This window comes from Chryseobacterium populi (genome assembly GCF_000282115.1).
GTDB lineage: Bacteria > Bacteroidota > Bacteroidia > Flavobacteriales > Weeksellaceae > Chryseobacterium > Chryseobacterium populi.
Genome location: NZ_AKJY01000021.1, coordinates 1 through 16052, shown reverse-complemented (window position 1 = coordinate 16052; position 16052 = coordinate 1). Strand labels below are relative to the sequence as shown.

Sequence of the window (16052 nt, the reverse complement as noted above, 5' to 3'; positions counted from 1 at the left end):
GTTTTAATTTTAATTAACTTGAATTCTTTTCATAATATCGGTGAATTCAATTCCGTCCAGAAAAGCAACAACATCTGTTATTCTTCCGTTTTTCATTTTCATATACCACGAGTAAGAGGAACGGTAAGGTTTACCGTCGAGTGCAATAGCTTCTCCATCCCATAAGGCAATCACCATATCATGATCTGCAAAAATATTACGGACAGACGGTTTTATTTTTACTTTCAACTTTTGATTGAGTGGAATAATAACCTCCTCCAGAAATTGCTGTTTTGAAGTATACACTCTGGAATAAGGAGTGGAACCTGTAATTTCCCAGTGCATATCGTCAGTCAGCAGATCAAAGAAATTACCGGTCCCTTTATTCCAGTCGTGGAATGCTTTTGTGATAATCTCTTTATTGGACGATTCTTCTTTGCTGTAGCTCTGAGCATTAATGGAGGTTGTAAAAGTAATCATGAGTAAAATTGTTAACAAGGTTTTCATTGGATTAAGCTTTGAAATTAACTTGACGAAAGATCAGATTGTATTTTCCCAGGCTTTTAGCTGATGATCTTTCAACATGTCTTCAATTACTTTAGGAACTACATTTCTGAATTTTCCTTCATCTGAAGGGACGATTTCAATCATGCGGTCTATCATTTCTTTAGGGTCCATTTTTCCTTCTGGTGTGGCAAAGAAATCATCAAAACCTTTACGAAGGTCAGCTCTTTTTGTGAAATTAACATCATCATCCAACCAACGGAAAGGATTATCTGCCATTGTTTCATTGTATCCTGTATAATAAGCTCCCGGATTAATGGTCTGTATTTTTATCCCATAAGCTGCAAGCTCCTGCTGCATTGCTTCTGCGAAAGCCTCCAGGGCATGTTTAGTGGATACATAAGTTCCCCAGTTTGCAGGAGTAAACAGCCCGCCCATTGAAGATGTAAAAACCACTTTTCCTTTCCTGCCTTCTCTTACCCATCTCTGAACGACACCTTGTGTAAGAACTAATGGTAAGAAGACGTTGACTTCGTAGTTTTTTCTGACGATATCAACGGGGATTTCCCATACAGGCCCGGCTTCACCCATCCCTGCGTTGTTCCAGAGTATATCAAAGTCCCATTTCAAAGCCTGTTTTATATCGTAATGATCGGTGAGATCCAAACGCTCTACTCTTATTTTGTCTGAAAGTCCCAATGCTGCTACCTCTTCGCGAAGCGGTGTTACCTGTGATGAAACATGTACTGTTGCGATGATATTGTGCCCGTTTTGAGCCATTCCGATTGCAGCTCCTTTTCCGAATCCTGAGCCTGCTCCTGTGATTAAAATTGTTTTAGTTTCCATTGTTTTAAAATTTTGAGTTAGTATGATATATTAATTTTGAACCGGATTTAAAATTTCTGCTCCGGCAGTTGCAATCTGAAGGTCTTCTGAAACGGCACCTCCTGAAATCCCGATATAGCCGATGATACTGTTGTTTTTAAGAATCGGGAGGCCACCTGCAAAACCCACTAATCCGTCATTCGTGGCTGCCATTCCGTAAGTTCCGGCTTCCGGTTTCAGATATTCACCTACATTTTCACTGCTTGTTCTGAAAAGGCTTGCTGTTTTTGCTTTTTTAATGGCAATATCCATTGATCCTAAAAAAGCGTCGTCCATTCTTTCAAAAACTTTTAAATGTCCTGCTGTATCTACAATTGCAATGTTTACATTTACATTGAGCTGTACGGCTTTTGCTTTCGCCTGCTGTACAACCTGTCTTGATTCGTTGAGATTGATTTCCATAATGATGATTTTTAATTTTTGATTTATTGTTTCATTTTGTTAAGGCAAAGTTGCATCAGAATCAAAAGGCTTTCTATAGGAAAAAAAAGTCTGCTTTTATGAAAATCAAACCTTTTGAAAATTTTATAAGATTTTTTTAACTTTATGAATTATAAAAGCTAATCAGAGCCATGAAAACAAGTTTAGACCTTAAAGAAATTGATCTTCTTCGTAACTTTCCGGAACTTACTCCTATTTACAGGGAATCGCATGATTCTAAACAGATTAAAGTTTTTAATCGTGAAATTGAAGACTGCAGAAATTATCTTTCCGCCAACAGAAGAGATTTTTATAAAGTTCTCATGATTACGGGTGGTGACGGGATTTTTACTTTAGGTTTAAATAAATATATGATTGATAAACCTACCATGATTTTCATTCATCCTAATGATATTATTTCATGGCAGAAGACTTCCGGTGAATCGGCGGGATATTATTTACTGTTCAAAAAAGATTTTATCAATCATCATCCGATGCTGAAAGCTACGATAGAAAGGCTTGCTTTATTTAATGATAAATCCAAAAGTATGGTTTGTGTTGAAGAAAAGGATTTACCGGGTTTCATAAGACTTTGGGAAAGTATGTACAACGAACAGGAAAATCAACTGGGAGAAGATGCAATTCAGGCTTACATTCAGTTATTGATGATTGACAGTGCAAGAATGTCGAAATTCCTGATTCCGGAAAGTGCGGGTGAAGATTATGATCATATTCATAGGTTTTTCGGGTTGCTGGAAGAAGAGGTTTCCCATATTAATTATGAAAAGCCGATTAAACTCAGAACAGCTCAGGAATTTGCGGTTTCTTTAGGTCTTCACCCCAATTATCTCAACCGTATACTTAAAAAACGAACCGGACAGAATGTGAGTACCCATATAAAAGGAAGGCTGTTGGATGAATGCAAGGCACTATTGTTACAAACGACCTGGACGCTGGAGCAGATAAGTTATGCAGTAGGATTTTCAGATCAGCCGAATTTCAATTTTTTCTTTAAAAAGAACACCGGGCTTACCCCAAATGCTTATAGAAAAGGAGTTTTGCAATAATATCTTCTTGCGGTTAGCTGTCTTTCTTACGAAGGAAGAAGCTCACCTAATTAAATAGATTCTTCACTACATTTCATTCCGTTCCGTTCAGAATGACAATCAACCGATATAAAAAACACGTCCCAAAAATCTGAGACGTGTTTTCTTTTATTGAGAAGTTGATATATGTATAAGTTATTTTTCGATTGCAAATCCAATTACTTCTTCCATTCGGTTGACGTAGTGTACTTTCAGGTTCTTTAAATATTCTTTTTTTATTTCTTCTACATCTTTTCTGTTGGCTTCACAAAGGATAACTTCTTTAATTCCGGCTCTTGTTGCGGCAAGAAGTTTCTCTTTAATTCCGCCAACGGGAAGTACTTTTCCTCTGAGGGTAATTTCTCCCGTCATGGCAAGATGAGGCTTGACCTTTTTATTTTTGTAGGAAGAAACCATTGAAGTCAGCATTGCAATCCCTGCAGAAGGTCCGTCTTTAGGGGTGGCACCTTCAGGAACGTGAACGTGGATGTTTTTCTTTTCGATATCATCCTGGGAAATTCCCAGCTCGTCATGTTTGGCTTTAATATATTCTAAAGCAATCGTTGCAGATTCCTTCATGACAGTCCCGAGGTTTCCGGTCATGGTAAGGGCTCCTTTTCCGTTACTTAAAATACTTTCGATAAATAAAATATCTCCACCTACACTTGTCCATGCTAAGCCGGTAACCACTCCGGGAACTCCGGTGATTTCCGATAAGCTCTTCGGTCTTGGAACGCCAAGGATTTCGTCTACTTTTTCAACAGAAATTTTAGCATCATATTCTTTTAATAAGGCTGTCTGTAAAGCGGCCCAGCGGGCGATGGAAGCCAGTCTTTTTTCAAGGGATCTTACTCCGCTTTCAGAAGTATGGGCTTCAATAATATGTTTAAGTTCAGGATTTCCCAGCTTAAATGATTTTGAATCCAGTCCGTTTTCTTCCTGCTGCTTTTTGATCAGGTGTCTTTTGGCAATTTCTATTTTTTCTTCCAGGGTGTATCCGGCGATCTGAATGATTTCCATTCTGTCTAAAAGCGGAGTCTGAATGGTAGAAAGTGAGTTTGCTGTGGCAATGAACATTACTTTCGACAGGTCATAACCCATTTCAAGGAAATTATCATAGAAAGATTTATTCTGCTCAGGGTCAAGAACTTCCAGCAACGCAGAACTTGGGTCTCCGTGAAGTCCCTGACCTACCTTGTCAATTTCATCCAGAACAATTACAGGATTTGAAGTTCCTGCTTTTTTTATCGACTGGAGAATTCTTCCTGCCATCGCTCCGATATAGGTTTTTCTGTGACCACGGATTTCACTTTCATCATGAAGCCCACCCAAAGAGACGCGAACATATTTTCTTCCTAAAGCATCGGCAACAGATTTCCCAAGAGAGGTTTTACCTACTCCCGGAGGCCCTACCAATAATAGAATAGGAGATTTCATGTTGTTTTTTAATTTTAAAACAGCCATGTGCTCCAGGATTCTTTTTTTAATATCTTCTAATCCGAAATGGGCCTTATCCAGAATCTTTTCAGCCTTGGCAATATCAAAAGTATCTTTGGTGTAATTCTCCCAGGGCATATCTGTAAAGAAATCTAAATAATTTCTCTGCACATTATAGTCAGGTGAATTAGGATTTTGTCTCTGTAACCGGTTGATTTCCTTTTGGAAATGTTCTTCAATCTCAATGCTCCATTTTTTCTTTCCGGCTTTAGCGATTAAATCTTCCACATCGCTTTCCAGTCCGCCACCCAATTCTTCCTGGATGGTTCTGATCTGCTGATTTAAGAAATACTCTCTCTGTTGTTTATCAAGATCCTTTGATGTTTTCTGATGAATCTGATTTCTCAATTCCAGTTTTCTGAAATCTTCATGCATCATTTCATAGCATTTATTAGCTCTCTCCATTAAATTTTTCTCTTCAAGCAGTTTCTGCTTTTCAAAAGAAGGGAAGTTGGCGTTGGTGCAGATGAAATTCAAAAGGTCATCATTATTGTTGATGTTTTTGATCGCAAAATTAGCTGCATTGGGGATATTGGGATCAAGCTCAATAATCTTTAAAGCCAGATCTTTAATATTTTCTAACAAGGCTTCATATTCCTCCTTATGTTTGGCTCTCGTATCTTTTAATTTAGAAATTTCAGCTTTAAAATAAGGCTGGGTCTCAGTAAACCTCTTCACCTTAAATCTGTGAAATCCTTTGGTAATAGCTGTGATATTGCCTTCGGGAAGTTTTATTATTTTGATGATTTTGGCCAGTGTACCGGTGTGATAAAGATCTTTTTCTGTTGGTTGTTCTAAATCTGAATTTTTCTGACTTACAATTCCAATGAAATCTCCATTTTTCTGGGCTTCTTCAAGGAGTTGTATCGATGCTTTTCTTCCTGCCGTAATAGGAATTACCACATTAGGGAACATTACCATATTTCTTACAGGAAGTATAGGGAATATTTTTTGTCCGGAATTTTTATCAGTCTCCGAAAAATCGGAAAGATTGATTTCCTCAGCCACAATATCAAATCCATCGCTGATCATTTCCTCTAAACTAATATCTTCAAATTCTGTCATAGTTGATCGAATGACAAATTGTCATTTTCGTTTTAAATCGTTATAATGATATTTCACAATATGCCTGAAAAGTACAGAACATACTGTGTTGCCTTAAAATGCACAAGACCTGTGCCATTTGTTTTTTGCTAAAAAATATGGTCAAAATTTCCTTTTTTATATAATTTGAATTTTAAAAATTAAATAAAGAGACTTAGATTTCTGTAATTTCTTAAAAATGTGTATTTTCGCAAACTGATAAAAAACTATAATTTATATAATGGCAATTTTAGGACAGATTAGGAATAGACCTTGGCTTTTGATGGGAGTTATTGCACTGGCGCTTTTAGCGTTCCTGGTAAACCCGGATAGTATCGATAAGGTGTTTGGTAAAAATCCTGATGTTTTAGGAAAAGTAAATGGTGAGAAAATTACCCGTGAAGAGTTTAATGATCAACTTTTCGTATTGCAGCAACAGGCTGATCAGCAGGGCCAACCGAAAAGCGGTCTTGAAGAGCAGGCATGGCAATTATTGGTGCAATCCAAGTTAATTAAGCAGCAATTCGAGAAGATGGGCTTTGAAATGACGGAAGATTATTTCTGGAATCAGATCCAGTATGATCAGATGTTTGCTCAAAACAAACAATTCTTTGATGAGAAAGGTAATTTCAAAACTCAGGAACTTAAAAAACAGATCGAAGATTTAAAAGCAACAAGTGCAGAAGGCTACAACCAGTGGTTGAAAACCAGAAAATCTGTTGAGTACAGAATCATGGCAAGACAGGTATTTGCCAATGTTTCCACAGGTATTACTACAGGAAAAAAGGAAGCGGAAGAGTTGATGAAACAAAGAGATCAGTTAGCTGATATCGATTTTGTGAAAGTAGACTATGCCTCATATCTTCAAAAAAATAATATCAAAGTTTCGACTGAGGATTTGGCAAATTACATTAAGCAGCACCCTGTAATGTTCAAGGCTGAACCAAGCAGAAATATCGGGATTGTGTATTTCCCTTCTCAGCCAAGCGCTGCTGATGATGCCGCCGCTCAGAAAGAAATTACAAAATTATTCTCAGGAGGTACTGATGCCAGTGGAGGAAAGGAAAACTTCCAGAATACCACCAACGACTCTATGTTTGTAATGGCAAATTCTGATATGCCTTTCAACAATCAGTATTTAAAGCCGAACCAATTACCGCAAACCATTCAGGGGCAAATTGCTACTGCGGCAATCGGTCAGACTTTCGGCCCTTATAAAGAACAAAATTTCTATGTGGTTTCTAAACTTTTAAATAAAAAAACTTCAGATTCTACATTATCAAGACATATCCTTATTGCTTTCAAAGGAAGTCCTGCAGGAGAAGGTGTTAAAAGATCTAAAGAAGAAGCTAAAAAACTGGCAGACTCTATCGGGGCTATTGTAAAAGCCACACCGGCTAAATTTACAGAATTCCTTAAGCTTTCAAATGATCCAAACTCTGCAGCTCAGGGAGGTAGTTTAGGATGGACTACTCCTGAAACTCCTTTCGTACCTGAATTCTTAACTTATTTAGCAAACAATCCTAAAGGAGCTACAGGAGTTGTAGAAACTCAGTTCGGGTATCACATCATCAATATCGAAGACAAAAAACCAGGAGCAATGGGCTATAAAGTGGCTAATATTGTAAAAGCAATTAAGCCATCTGATGCTACAGAAGCAGATACAGATAAAAAAGCGAGAAGATTTATCCAGCAGGTACAGGGGAAATCTTTCAATGATTTCGTAAACATTGCTAAAAAAGGGAATTATCAGTTCTCAAATCCTAAAACGGCGAAGAGATTTGATGGCCAGTTACAAGGTTTAGGAACTGAAAAAGATGGAGAGATCCTGGCTTGGGCTTTCGATAAGAAAAGAGAAAAAGGAAATACGGAATTCTTTACTGTAGACGGAACCGGAGATAAAATTGTTGTTTACTTAAACGGTAAGCAGGAACAAGGGCTTGCAGATCCTGAATCAGTAAGAGATCAGATTGAAGTTGTCGTTAAAAATAAATTAGCGGCTAAGCAAATCTCTGATAAAATAGCTGCTGCGAAAGCAACAGGTCTTGACCAGGTGGCTAAACTGTTTGCTACAACGAAACAGTCTGCACAGGTTAACTTATTAAATCCTTCAGTAGCAGGATCAATGGAACCTAAAGTTGCCGGAGCTGCATTTGGTGTGGCAAAAGGTAAGGTTTCCAATCCGGTTGAAGGTGGAACAGGAGTTTATGTTTTAATTAAAAAGAATGAAACAATTAATAAACAACCTGGTGATGTAAAGCAGTTTACACAGTCTATTAATCAAAGAAATGCAGGAATGTTTGGTCAGGCCTGGCTGAAAAGCTTACAGGACAATGCTGATATTGAAGATTACAGAATTGAAATCTGGGATAAGGCAGGTAGCCAGCAACAATAAAAAATCATATTTATTCATATAAAAGCGGCAAAAATTTTGCCGCTTTTTTTGTATTTAACACAGAGCAATAAAGAAAAAGATTAATTTAAAATGTATTATATTTGCTCATTAGAAAAAATTTAGCAAGTGAAGTTCAGTAAAGAATTAAAAGCTGGTGTAATCGCACTTTTAGCCATTGTAGGGTTTGTGCTGTTATTTCAATTCATGAAAGGCAGAAGTCTTTTTACTACCGATAATATATTTTACGCAAAATACGATAATGTTGAAGGTCTGGCGCAGTCTTCACCTGTTTCTATTAACGGGTTGAAAGTGGGGCAGGTTGACAAAATCATTCCTCAGACAACGAAAAAGGGAAAAATCAATTTTATTGTAAAAATTACTGTTGATGATAATTTTGAATTCTCAAAAAATTCTACCCTTGAGATTTTTGAACCGGGATTGATGTCCGGTAAAGAGATGAGAGTGAATCTTATGTATGGGGGGCCTACTGCAAAAGATGGCGACACCTTACAGGGGGCTTTCAAATTGGGTACATTGGGGAGTCTTTCTTCTCAGGTAGGTCCTGTTAAAGATCAGCTGCAAAGTGTTTTATACAGAGTAGATTCTTTGATGGCCAATGCAAACCAGGTAGTGAATGCGCAAAACAGAGAAGAGATCAGGGCATTGCTTGCCAATCTTAATAAAACTGTTGGAGCATTGCAAACGACAGCAGGAAGCGTAAATACTTTAGTAGGGCATAATGATCCTAAATTACAGAAAGTGCTGGATGACGCAAGCCTTACCATGCAGAGCGGTAAAGTTACCTTAGATAAATATGGAAATCTTGCAGAAAGCATTGATACAAAACGATTGAATGCCACGATTGCCAATCTGGATGCTACCGTAGGAAAGCTTAATGAGGTTGTTGTAGGAATTAATAACGGGCAGGGAAGTTTAGGAAAACTGATGAAGGATGAGCAGCTTTATAACAATCTGAATTCTGCATCCACGAATTTGAATTCTTTGATTGAAGATATGAAAGCCAATCCGAAAAGATATATCAACTTCTCCGTTTTTGGTAAAAACAATAAAGACTAATACACCTTATGCAATATATCGATAATATTATTTTTCTGATTTTATTAGTTGCCGGATTTGGATTGTTTGCAAAGAGCCTGCAAAAGATATATAGAAACATCAGATTAGGAAGAGAGATTAACCGTAGCAATAACAAATCAGAACGCTGGGAAACCATGGCACGGGTGGCTATGGGGCAGAGCAAAATGGTAACACGTCCTGTCGCAGGTATTCTGCACCTTTTTGTATACGTAGGATTTGTGATTATTAATATTGAACTTGTTGAAATCGTTGTTGACGGAATATTCGGGACCCACCGTTTTTTAGCTTCTATTTTCGGACATGGTTTTTATAACTTCTTTACCGCTACTTTGGAAATTTTAGCCCTTCTGGTAGTGATCGGAGTGGTGGTATTCTTTATCCGGAGAAACTTTTATGGAGTTAAAAGGTTGACAATGAAGGAGCTTTTCGGGTGGCCGAAACATGATGCCAACTGGATTCTTATTATTGAATTTGCCTTAATGATGGCTTTCTTTAAAATGAATACGGCAGACTGGATTCTTCAGCAAAGAGGACTGCTTCCTGAACACGGAAGTTTCCCGATCAGCTCAATATTTTTAGCTCCGATATTCAATAATTTTGGAGACAGCTTCTTATTCTTCACAGAAAAAGCGGCCTGGTGGTTCCACTTTGTAGGAATCCTTTTCTTCATGAATTATCTTTATTATTCAAAACATTTACATATTATCCTGGCTTTCCCAAGCACCTGGTTTGCCAACCTTGAGAAAAAAGGAAAATTCAACAACCTGGAATCCGTTACCAAAGAAATTAAGCTGATGATGGATCCGAATGCAGATCCTTACGCAGCTCCGGCTGAAGGAGATGTTGCAGAAGTTCCTTCAAAGTTTGGAGCAGAAGATGTTTTTGACCTGAATCAGGTTCAGTTGCTGAATGCTTATTCATGTACCGAATGCGGAAGATGTACATCCGTATGTCCCGCCAATATCACAGGGAAAAAGCTTTCACCAAGATTAATACTGATGAAAACCAGAGACCGTCTGGAAGAAGTAGGGAGAAACATCGACAAAAATGGAAAATTTGTGGATGATGGTAAAAAATTACTGAACGATTATATCACCAAAGAAGAGCTTTGGGCTTGCACTACATGTAATGCCTGTACAGAAGCCTGCCCGGTATTATTAGATCCGCTTTCCATCATTTTTGAGATGAGGAGATTCCTGGTTATGGAACAGTCTGCTGCTCCGCAGGAATTAAACCTGATGATGACGAATGTGGAAAACAATGCTGCACCTTGGCAGTATAATCAGGCAGACCGCCTGAACTGGGCCAACGAAAATTAATGTAACAATGTAAAAATAATGCAACAATGTAGCAATTATTGATAAGCTGATACATTGGAACATTAGTAAATTTGAAAAAATGGATTTCAATATAAAAACAATGGCAGAATATGCTGCCGAGGGAAAAGCACCCGAAGTTTTGTTTTGGGTTGGATGTGCGGGAAGTTTCGATGACCGCGCCAAAAAAATTACGAAAGCATTTTGCAAAATACTCAATAAAATAGGGGTTGAGTTCGCTGTTCTAGGACAGGAAGAAAGCTGTACCGGTGATCCGGCGAAACGTGCAGGGAATGAGTTTGTTTTCCAGATGATGGCATTAACGAATATTGAGGTTCTGAATGCTTATGAAGTGAAAAAAATCGTAACAGCCTGTCCGCACTGTTTTAATACCCTTAAAAATGAATATCCGAGTCTCGGTGGGCATTTTGAAGTGGTGCATCATACACAGTTCCTTAAAAAATTAATGGAAGAGGGAAGACTGAAAATTGAAGGTGGAGCTTTCAAAGGTAAAAAAATAACCTTCCACGATCCGTGTTATCTAGGACGTGCCAACAACGAGTATGAAGCACCGAGAATGTTACTTGAAAAGCTGGATGCCGAGCTTGTAGAAATGAAGCGTTGCAAAACCAATGGTTTATGCTGCGGAGCCGGAGGTGCACAGATGTTTAAGGAGCCTGAAAAAGGAAATAAAGACATCAATATCGAAAGAACGGAAGAAGCCTTGTCTTTTGAGCCTAAAGTGATTGCTACAGGCTGCCCGTTCTGCAACACCATGATGACAGACGGTGTGAAGCACTTTAATAAAAATGCAGAAGTTGCCGTAAAAGATATTGTAGAGCTTCTTGCTGAAGCAGAAGATTTATAAATCAAATATGTTTAAAAAATATCAATGAAAACTCAGGATACGTTCCTGGGTTTTTGTTATTTACCGGAAGATAAAGTCAATTATAATTCTTAATTTTATACTTTAAATTTACAACAATGAAGATTGAAGAATCCAATATAGTAGAAACCAACGACTACAGAGTTATTATATATCCCGCATCAAGACCCTTTACAACAAAAGAGGCAAAAGTGATCACTGAAAAGTTATTTGATTTTTTAGCAGGCTGGGCAGCACACGGGAAACCGCTTTCATCATCTTTTAAGATTGAGAAAAATCAGTTTATTGTGGTGTGTGTGGATGAAGAGAAAGAAATGGCTTCAGGATGCAGTATTGATGCTTTGGGACAAATTATGAGAGCAATTGATCAGGAATATCAGCTTGGATTATTTGACAGGATGAAAGCAAGCTTTGTGGAAAACGGAGAAGTAAAAACTTTAAAGCTTCTTGATTTTAAAACAAAGATCAGAAGCGGTGAATTATCAAAAGAGATTGAAGTTTTTGATTTTTCAAAGAATACTTATCTCGATTTTTTAAGCCATTTCCTGTTACCGTTTGGTAAAAGCTGGGCTGCTTCCATAATATAATTTCTGTTGAAAGTTCTCTTTATTTCCTCCTGGTTTCCCAATAAGCTGGAACCTACCAACGGCAATTTTGTACAACGTCATGCAGAAGCGGTATCGTTGCTACACGATGTGGAAATTTTACATGCTATAGGGGATTTTAACCAAAAAGAGAAATTTGTTTTTGACGATCAGGTGATCAACGGGATAAGAACGTTGATTATCTATTATAAGAATTCTAAAAATCCGGCACTTAATTTTTTAACGAGAATGAAAGCCTATAGCCTTGGGTTTTCAAGAATGAAAAGGCCGGATCTGGTGCATGCCAATGTTCTTCACAACAATATGCTTTTTGCGGTTTATCTCAAAAAGAAATTAGGGATCCCATTTGTCGTTACCGAACACTGGACGGCTTTTCAGGAAGAGAATTTGCATACGACATCCTCCAGTATTAAAAGAATAGCCAGGTATATTGCCGGAAATGCTGGCTATATTTTCCCGGTAAGCAACAACTTGAAAGAAAGCCTGAAATTACTGGGAATCACAACTCCGATGAAGGTTATCTCCAATGTTGTGGATACGGAAATTTTTACGATTAAACCTAAAGTTCAAAATCAGGGATTGGTTCATTTTCTGCATGTATCCAGCCTGATTCCACGCAAAAGGCCGAAAGATATTATTAAAGCAGTTCATGTCCTGCATGAAAACGGATATCGGGTAAGCCTGGAAATCGGAGGAGACGGTGATACGGAATCTCTGATCAGCCTGATTAATGACATAGGTGCCGAAGACTATATTAAAGTCTTTGGAATGATAAGTTATCAGGAAGTTGCTGAAAAAATGCAGAATTCAGATTATTTTATCCTGTTCAGTGAAAATGAAACCCAGGGATGCGTGATCCTTGAATCCTATGCCTGCGGAAAACCTGTTATTTCAACGAAAGTAGGTGGTGCAGCAGAATTTATAATCGACGGTTTGGGAGTAGGGATTGAGAAAAATAATACAGATGAGCTGTACAATACCCTGGAAAAAATTTGTAAAGACAGATATTCTTTCAAAGAAGAAGCAGAGATCAGGGAATTTGCTGTGACTGGATATTCCAGAGAAGCAATCGCCAGGCAGTTTACGGATATTTATCATCAGATTGTTAAAACTCCTGTATCATGAAAAGTCTCAAAGATTTTTTAAGAAATTTTTTTAATAATAGCGGGCATTATGTTTTCCTGTCTTTTCTTATTGCTAAAATATGCGGTTTTGCGGGTTCTTTGCTGATCATAAGATTGTTGCCAGAAAAGGAATTCGGGATTTTAAGTATTGCCCTTTCTGTGGTTGCTATTTTTTTACCCTTTACAGGCTTCGGAAGCAGCCAGAGTTTAATGCGGTACGGATCAATAGCTTCCGGTGAAGATGAAAAACAGAAGCTTTCCTCTTATTTTTTTTTCAAAGGTATCTTCTTTGAAATGATACTGCTGATTGTCTTTTTAACCATATCTTTATTCTATCTGAACAAATATGAAGATATTTTTTTAATATTTGTGTTCTGTACCATCAGATTGGGTGGTTTTTATTTTGTCAATCATATCCAGTCGTTTTACAGGATTACGGCAAAAAACCAGACTTTTGCGCGAATAAGTAATGTCACCAATATCGGTGGGCTGCTGCTGATTCTGATCCTCACTTATTTTTTTAAAGTTTATGGCTATCTGATTGCAATTGCAATTACCCCTTATCTGTCATTATTCTGGCTAAAGAAGGATATGTATTCATTTTCAAAATTCATTCCGGGGCAATACAAAGAATACTGGAGTTACGGAATGTTTACGGCTGCTACCTCACTGATTTCAGACACCTTATTTTCTTTAGATATTTTGTTGCTGGGATTCTTTTCCAACGAAAGTATGGTGGCCAATTACAGAGTGGCAATCCTGATCCCTTCCAATATTACATTTTTAGCGATAAGCTTTATGCAGAGTGACTTCCCGGTTCTTTCAAAAAACTATCAGAATAAAAGTTTTTTAACGTCTTATCTTATTAATTTTCACAAGATATTCCTGCCGGTCTGTGCCGGGATTTTTATATTCTTTTACCTTTTTAAAAGCTATATTCTGCAATTCTTTTTTGGAGAAACCTATATGGATAATACCACTTTATTCATGATTTTACTGACCGGTTTTAACCTGGGGATGCTTACCCGGAACCTGTACGGAAATCTTTTGCCTGCCGTAGGGAAAATAGAGATCAATACCTGGATCAGCCTTGGATCTCTTATCCTTTTATCAGTAATGGCTTACATTCTCATTCCAATGTATGGTGTTATCGGAATGGGAATTGCAATGAGCTTTACGATCCTGATTTCAGGGATTGCTTATCTTTTCTTTTTCTTTTTATATTTAAAAAAACTTTCTTAAGGATAAATACTATATTTGTTGTATGAAAAATATTTTTTGGGGATCACTGGTAATCTGTTTTGCATTTCTAAGCTGTAGAAATGACGACGATTCTATACAAAAAATAGATCAGATATTTAATCTGTACATGAAAAACAGTGCCGGACAGGATTTACTGAACAGTAAGAAAGAAGGCTCTTACACTAATATTACAATGAATGACATTAACGGGCTTTCAGATACAGCCCCGGTAAGTTTTTCATTAAAAGCTACAGCAGACTCCACACTTTATATTGAATACATTGCGGGAGCGAGAAGAGTAACCCTGGATTCGATCAGCCCTGAAGACAGAACCTATGAATCGAGAATAACATTGGCGCTTACCAAAAAGATAAATGAAACGACGAATGAGGTAACGAATGATACATTGAAGATTCAGTACCACTGGTCGCCCGTGGCATTTGAGGTTTCCAAGGTCTTTTACAATAATGTTCAGGTATTTGTAAAAGAACCAAATATTCCCAATGTAGTTACGATCGTAAAATAATTTTTAAATTTGCAAAACTGTTAGCTTGATGCTGACATTTCTAATAACTAACATCTAAATAAAATGTTACAAGTCAATTTTTTGCGCGACAACAAAGAACGCGTTTTAGAAGGTCTTAAGAAAAGACAATTCAAAAATCTTGAATTGGTAGACGAGGCTATTGCTACCGATGAAGAAAGAAAAAAAATCCAGTTTGAATTGGATTCTCAACTTTCCGAAATCAATAAAATCTCCAAAGAAATCGGGCTTTTAATGAAAGAAGGAAAAAAAGAAGAAGCAGAATCCGCAAAATCTAAAACAGCACAGTACAAAGAGTCGAGTTCAGAATTGAAATCTCAGTTAGAAATTAAAGAAAAAACTTTACTGGATATCCTGTATCAGCTTCCGAATATCCCGAATGATTTGGTGAAAAGCGGGGCTTCAGCAGATGATAATGAAATTGTATACCAATCTCATGATGTGAAAGGTCTTGGTGAAGGAGCCATTCCGCACTGGGAGCTTGCCAAAAAGTATAATCTTATCGATTTTGAATTAGGCGTAAAAATTGCGGGGGCAGGTTTTCCGGTGTATTTAGGAAAAGGAGCGAGGTTGCAGAGAGCTTTGGTTCAGTATTTTTTGGATAAAAACGTTGATAAAGGATATACAGAAGTAAATCCGCCTCACGTTGTGAATGAAGCATCAGGATACGGAACAGGTCAGTTGCCGGATAAAGAAGGCCAGATGTATTACATTAATGAAGATAATCTTTATTTAATCCCTACGGCAGAAGTTCCGGTAACGAATTTATACCGTGATGTTTTATTGGAAGAAAAAGACCTTCCGATTAAAAATACGGCTTTTTCCCAGTGTTACAGAAGAGAAGCGGGAAGCTACGGGGCTCATGTAAGAGGATTAAACCGTCTTCACCAGTTTGAGAAAGTGGAAATTGTAAGACTTGAAAAGCCTGAGAATTCCTATGCTGTTCTGGAAGAAATGGTAGAGCATATTAAAGAAATTTTAACTGATCTTGAACTGCCATACAGAGTGTTAAGGCTTTGTGGTGGTGATACCGGTTTTGCTTCTGCAATGACGTATGATTTTGAAGTATGGAGCGCTGCGCAGGAAATGTGGCTGGAAGTAAGTTCTGTTACCAATTTCGAAACATTCCAGTCTAACCGTTTAAAATGCCGTTATAAAACAGACGGTAAATCTCAGCTGGTACATACCTTAAATGGTTCTGCAATGGCTTTACCGAGAATTATGGCTGCATTGCTTGAGAACAACCAGACCGCAGAAGGGATAAAGCTTCCTAAAAAGATTGCTGAATATGCAAGATTTGATCTGATCAACTAAGCATGATAAGTTTAATGATATAAAAGAGGCTGTCTCAAAAGTGAGACAGTCTTTTTTTTATGCTCAAAAAGAAAG

Annotated in this window: 14 protein-coding genes; 10 read left to right on the top strand and 4 right to left on the bottom strand. The window is 37.5% G+C overall.

The annotated features are described in order from the left end of the window. Positions 1-9 precede the first annotated feature (9 nt). From PMI13_RS06795 to PMI13_RS06785, 3 genes are read right to left on the bottom strand one after another with little or no spacing between them, the layout of a single operon-like run. Positions 10-459, bottom strand: a complete 450-nt coding sequence (locus PMI13_RS06795) for a nuclear transport factor 2 family protein (RefSeq protein WP_034669972.1) — start codon at positions 457-459, stop codon at positions 10-12. Between the two features lie 60 nt (positions 460-519). After that, a complete protein-coding gene (locus PMI13_RS06790; protein ID WP_007842058.1) occupies positions 520-1329 on the bottom strand; it encodes an SDR family oxidoreductase in 810 nt (269 codons plus the stop codon). A gap of 30 nt (positions 1330-1359) precedes the next feature. Continuing rightward, on the bottom strand, positions 1360-1770 hold the full coding sequence (locus PMI13_RS06785) for a GlcG/HbpS family heme-binding protein (RefSeq protein WP_007842057.1): 411 nt from the start codon (positions 1768-1770) through the stop codon (positions 1360-1362). Positions 1771-1940: 170 nt separating this feature from the next. Here PMI13_RS06785 and PMI13_RS06780 point away from each other — a divergent pair, with 170 nt between their 5' ends. Then, the gene (locus PMI13_RS06780; RefSeq protein ID WP_007842056.1) at positions 1941-2855 is read left to right on the top strand and encodes an AraC family transcriptional regulator; all 915 of its coding nucleotides are present in this window, start codon (positions 1941-1943) and stop codon (positions 2853-2855) included. Positions 2856-3029: 174 nt separating this feature from the next. On the opposite strand, the gene lon is transcribed toward PMI13_RS06780, so the two are convergent. Beyond that, on the bottom strand, positions 3030-5435 hold the full coding sequence (gene lon, locus PMI13_RS06775; RefSeq protein ID WP_007842054.1) for an endopeptidase La: 2406 nt from the start codon (positions 5433-5435) through the stop codon (positions 3030-3032). 259 nt (positions 5436-5694) lie between these two features. On the opposite strand from lon, the gene PMI13_RS06770 reads away from it, so the two are divergent. The 9 genes from PMI13_RS06770 (at position 5695) to serS (ending at position 15977) form a co-directional block, all read left to right on the top strand. Next, positions 5695-7848 carry a peptidylprolyl isomerase gene (locus PMI13_RS06770; RefSeq protein WP_007842050.1) on the top strand — a complete coding sequence of 718 codons (2154 nt, stop codon included), beginning with the start codon at positions 5695-5697 and terminating at the stop codon, positions 7846-7848. A 126-nt stretch (positions 7849-7974) separates the two neighbouring features. After that, complete coding sequence (locus PMI13_RS06765; RefSeq protein WP_007842049.1) at positions 7975-8925, top strand: MlaD family protein; 951 nt, start codon at positions 7975-7977, stop codon at positions 8923-8925. An 8-nt stretch (positions 8926-8933) separates the two neighbouring features. Continuing rightward, positions 8934-10265: a (Fe-S)-binding protein gene (locus PMI13_RS06760; protein ID WP_007842048.1), complete on the top strand. Its 1332-nt coding sequence runs from the start codon at positions 8934-8936 to the stop codon at positions 10263-10265. A gap of 79 nt (positions 10266-10344) precedes the next feature. Further along, positions 10345-11130, top strand: coding sequence for a (Fe-S)-binding protein (locus tag PMI13_RS06755; RefSeq protein ID WP_007842047.1), 786 nt, complete (start codon positions 10345-10347; stop codon positions 11128-11130). Between the two features lie 116 nt (positions 11131-11246). Further along, the gene (locus PMI13_RS06750) at positions 11247-11735 is read left to right on the top strand and encodes a hypothetical protein (protein ID WP_007842045.1); all 489 of its coding nucleotides are present in this window, start codon (positions 11247-11249) and stop codon (positions 11733-11735) included. A 6-nt stretch (positions 11736-11741) separates the two neighbouring features. After that, positions 11742-12878, top strand: a complete 1137-nt coding sequence (locus tag PMI13_RS06745; RefSeq protein ID WP_007842043.1) for a glycosyltransferase — start codon at positions 11742-11744, stop codon at positions 12876-12878. Continuing rightward, entirely contained in the window at positions 12875-14119 is a 1245-nt protein-coding gene (locus PMI13_RS06740) for an oligosaccharide flippase family protein (RefSeq protein ID WP_007842042.1), read from the top strand. The genes PMI13_RS06745 and PMI13_RS06740 overlap by 4 nt, the downstream gene beginning before the upstream one ends. Before the next feature lie 22 nt (positions 14120-14141). Next, the gene (locus PMI13_RS06735) at positions 14142-14645 is read left to right on the top strand and encodes a hypothetical protein (RefSeq protein ID WP_007842040.1); all 504 of its coding nucleotides are present in this window, start codon (positions 14142-14144) and stop codon (positions 14643-14645) included. A 63-nt stretch (positions 14646-14708) separates the two neighbouring features. Beyond that, positions 14709-15977: a serine--tRNA ligase gene (gene serS / locus PMI13_RS06730; RefSeq protein ID WP_007842038.1), complete on the top strand. Its 1269-nt coding sequence runs from the start codon at positions 14709-14711 to the stop codon at positions 15975-15977. The last annotated feature ends 75 nt before the right edge of the window (positions 15978-16052 follow it).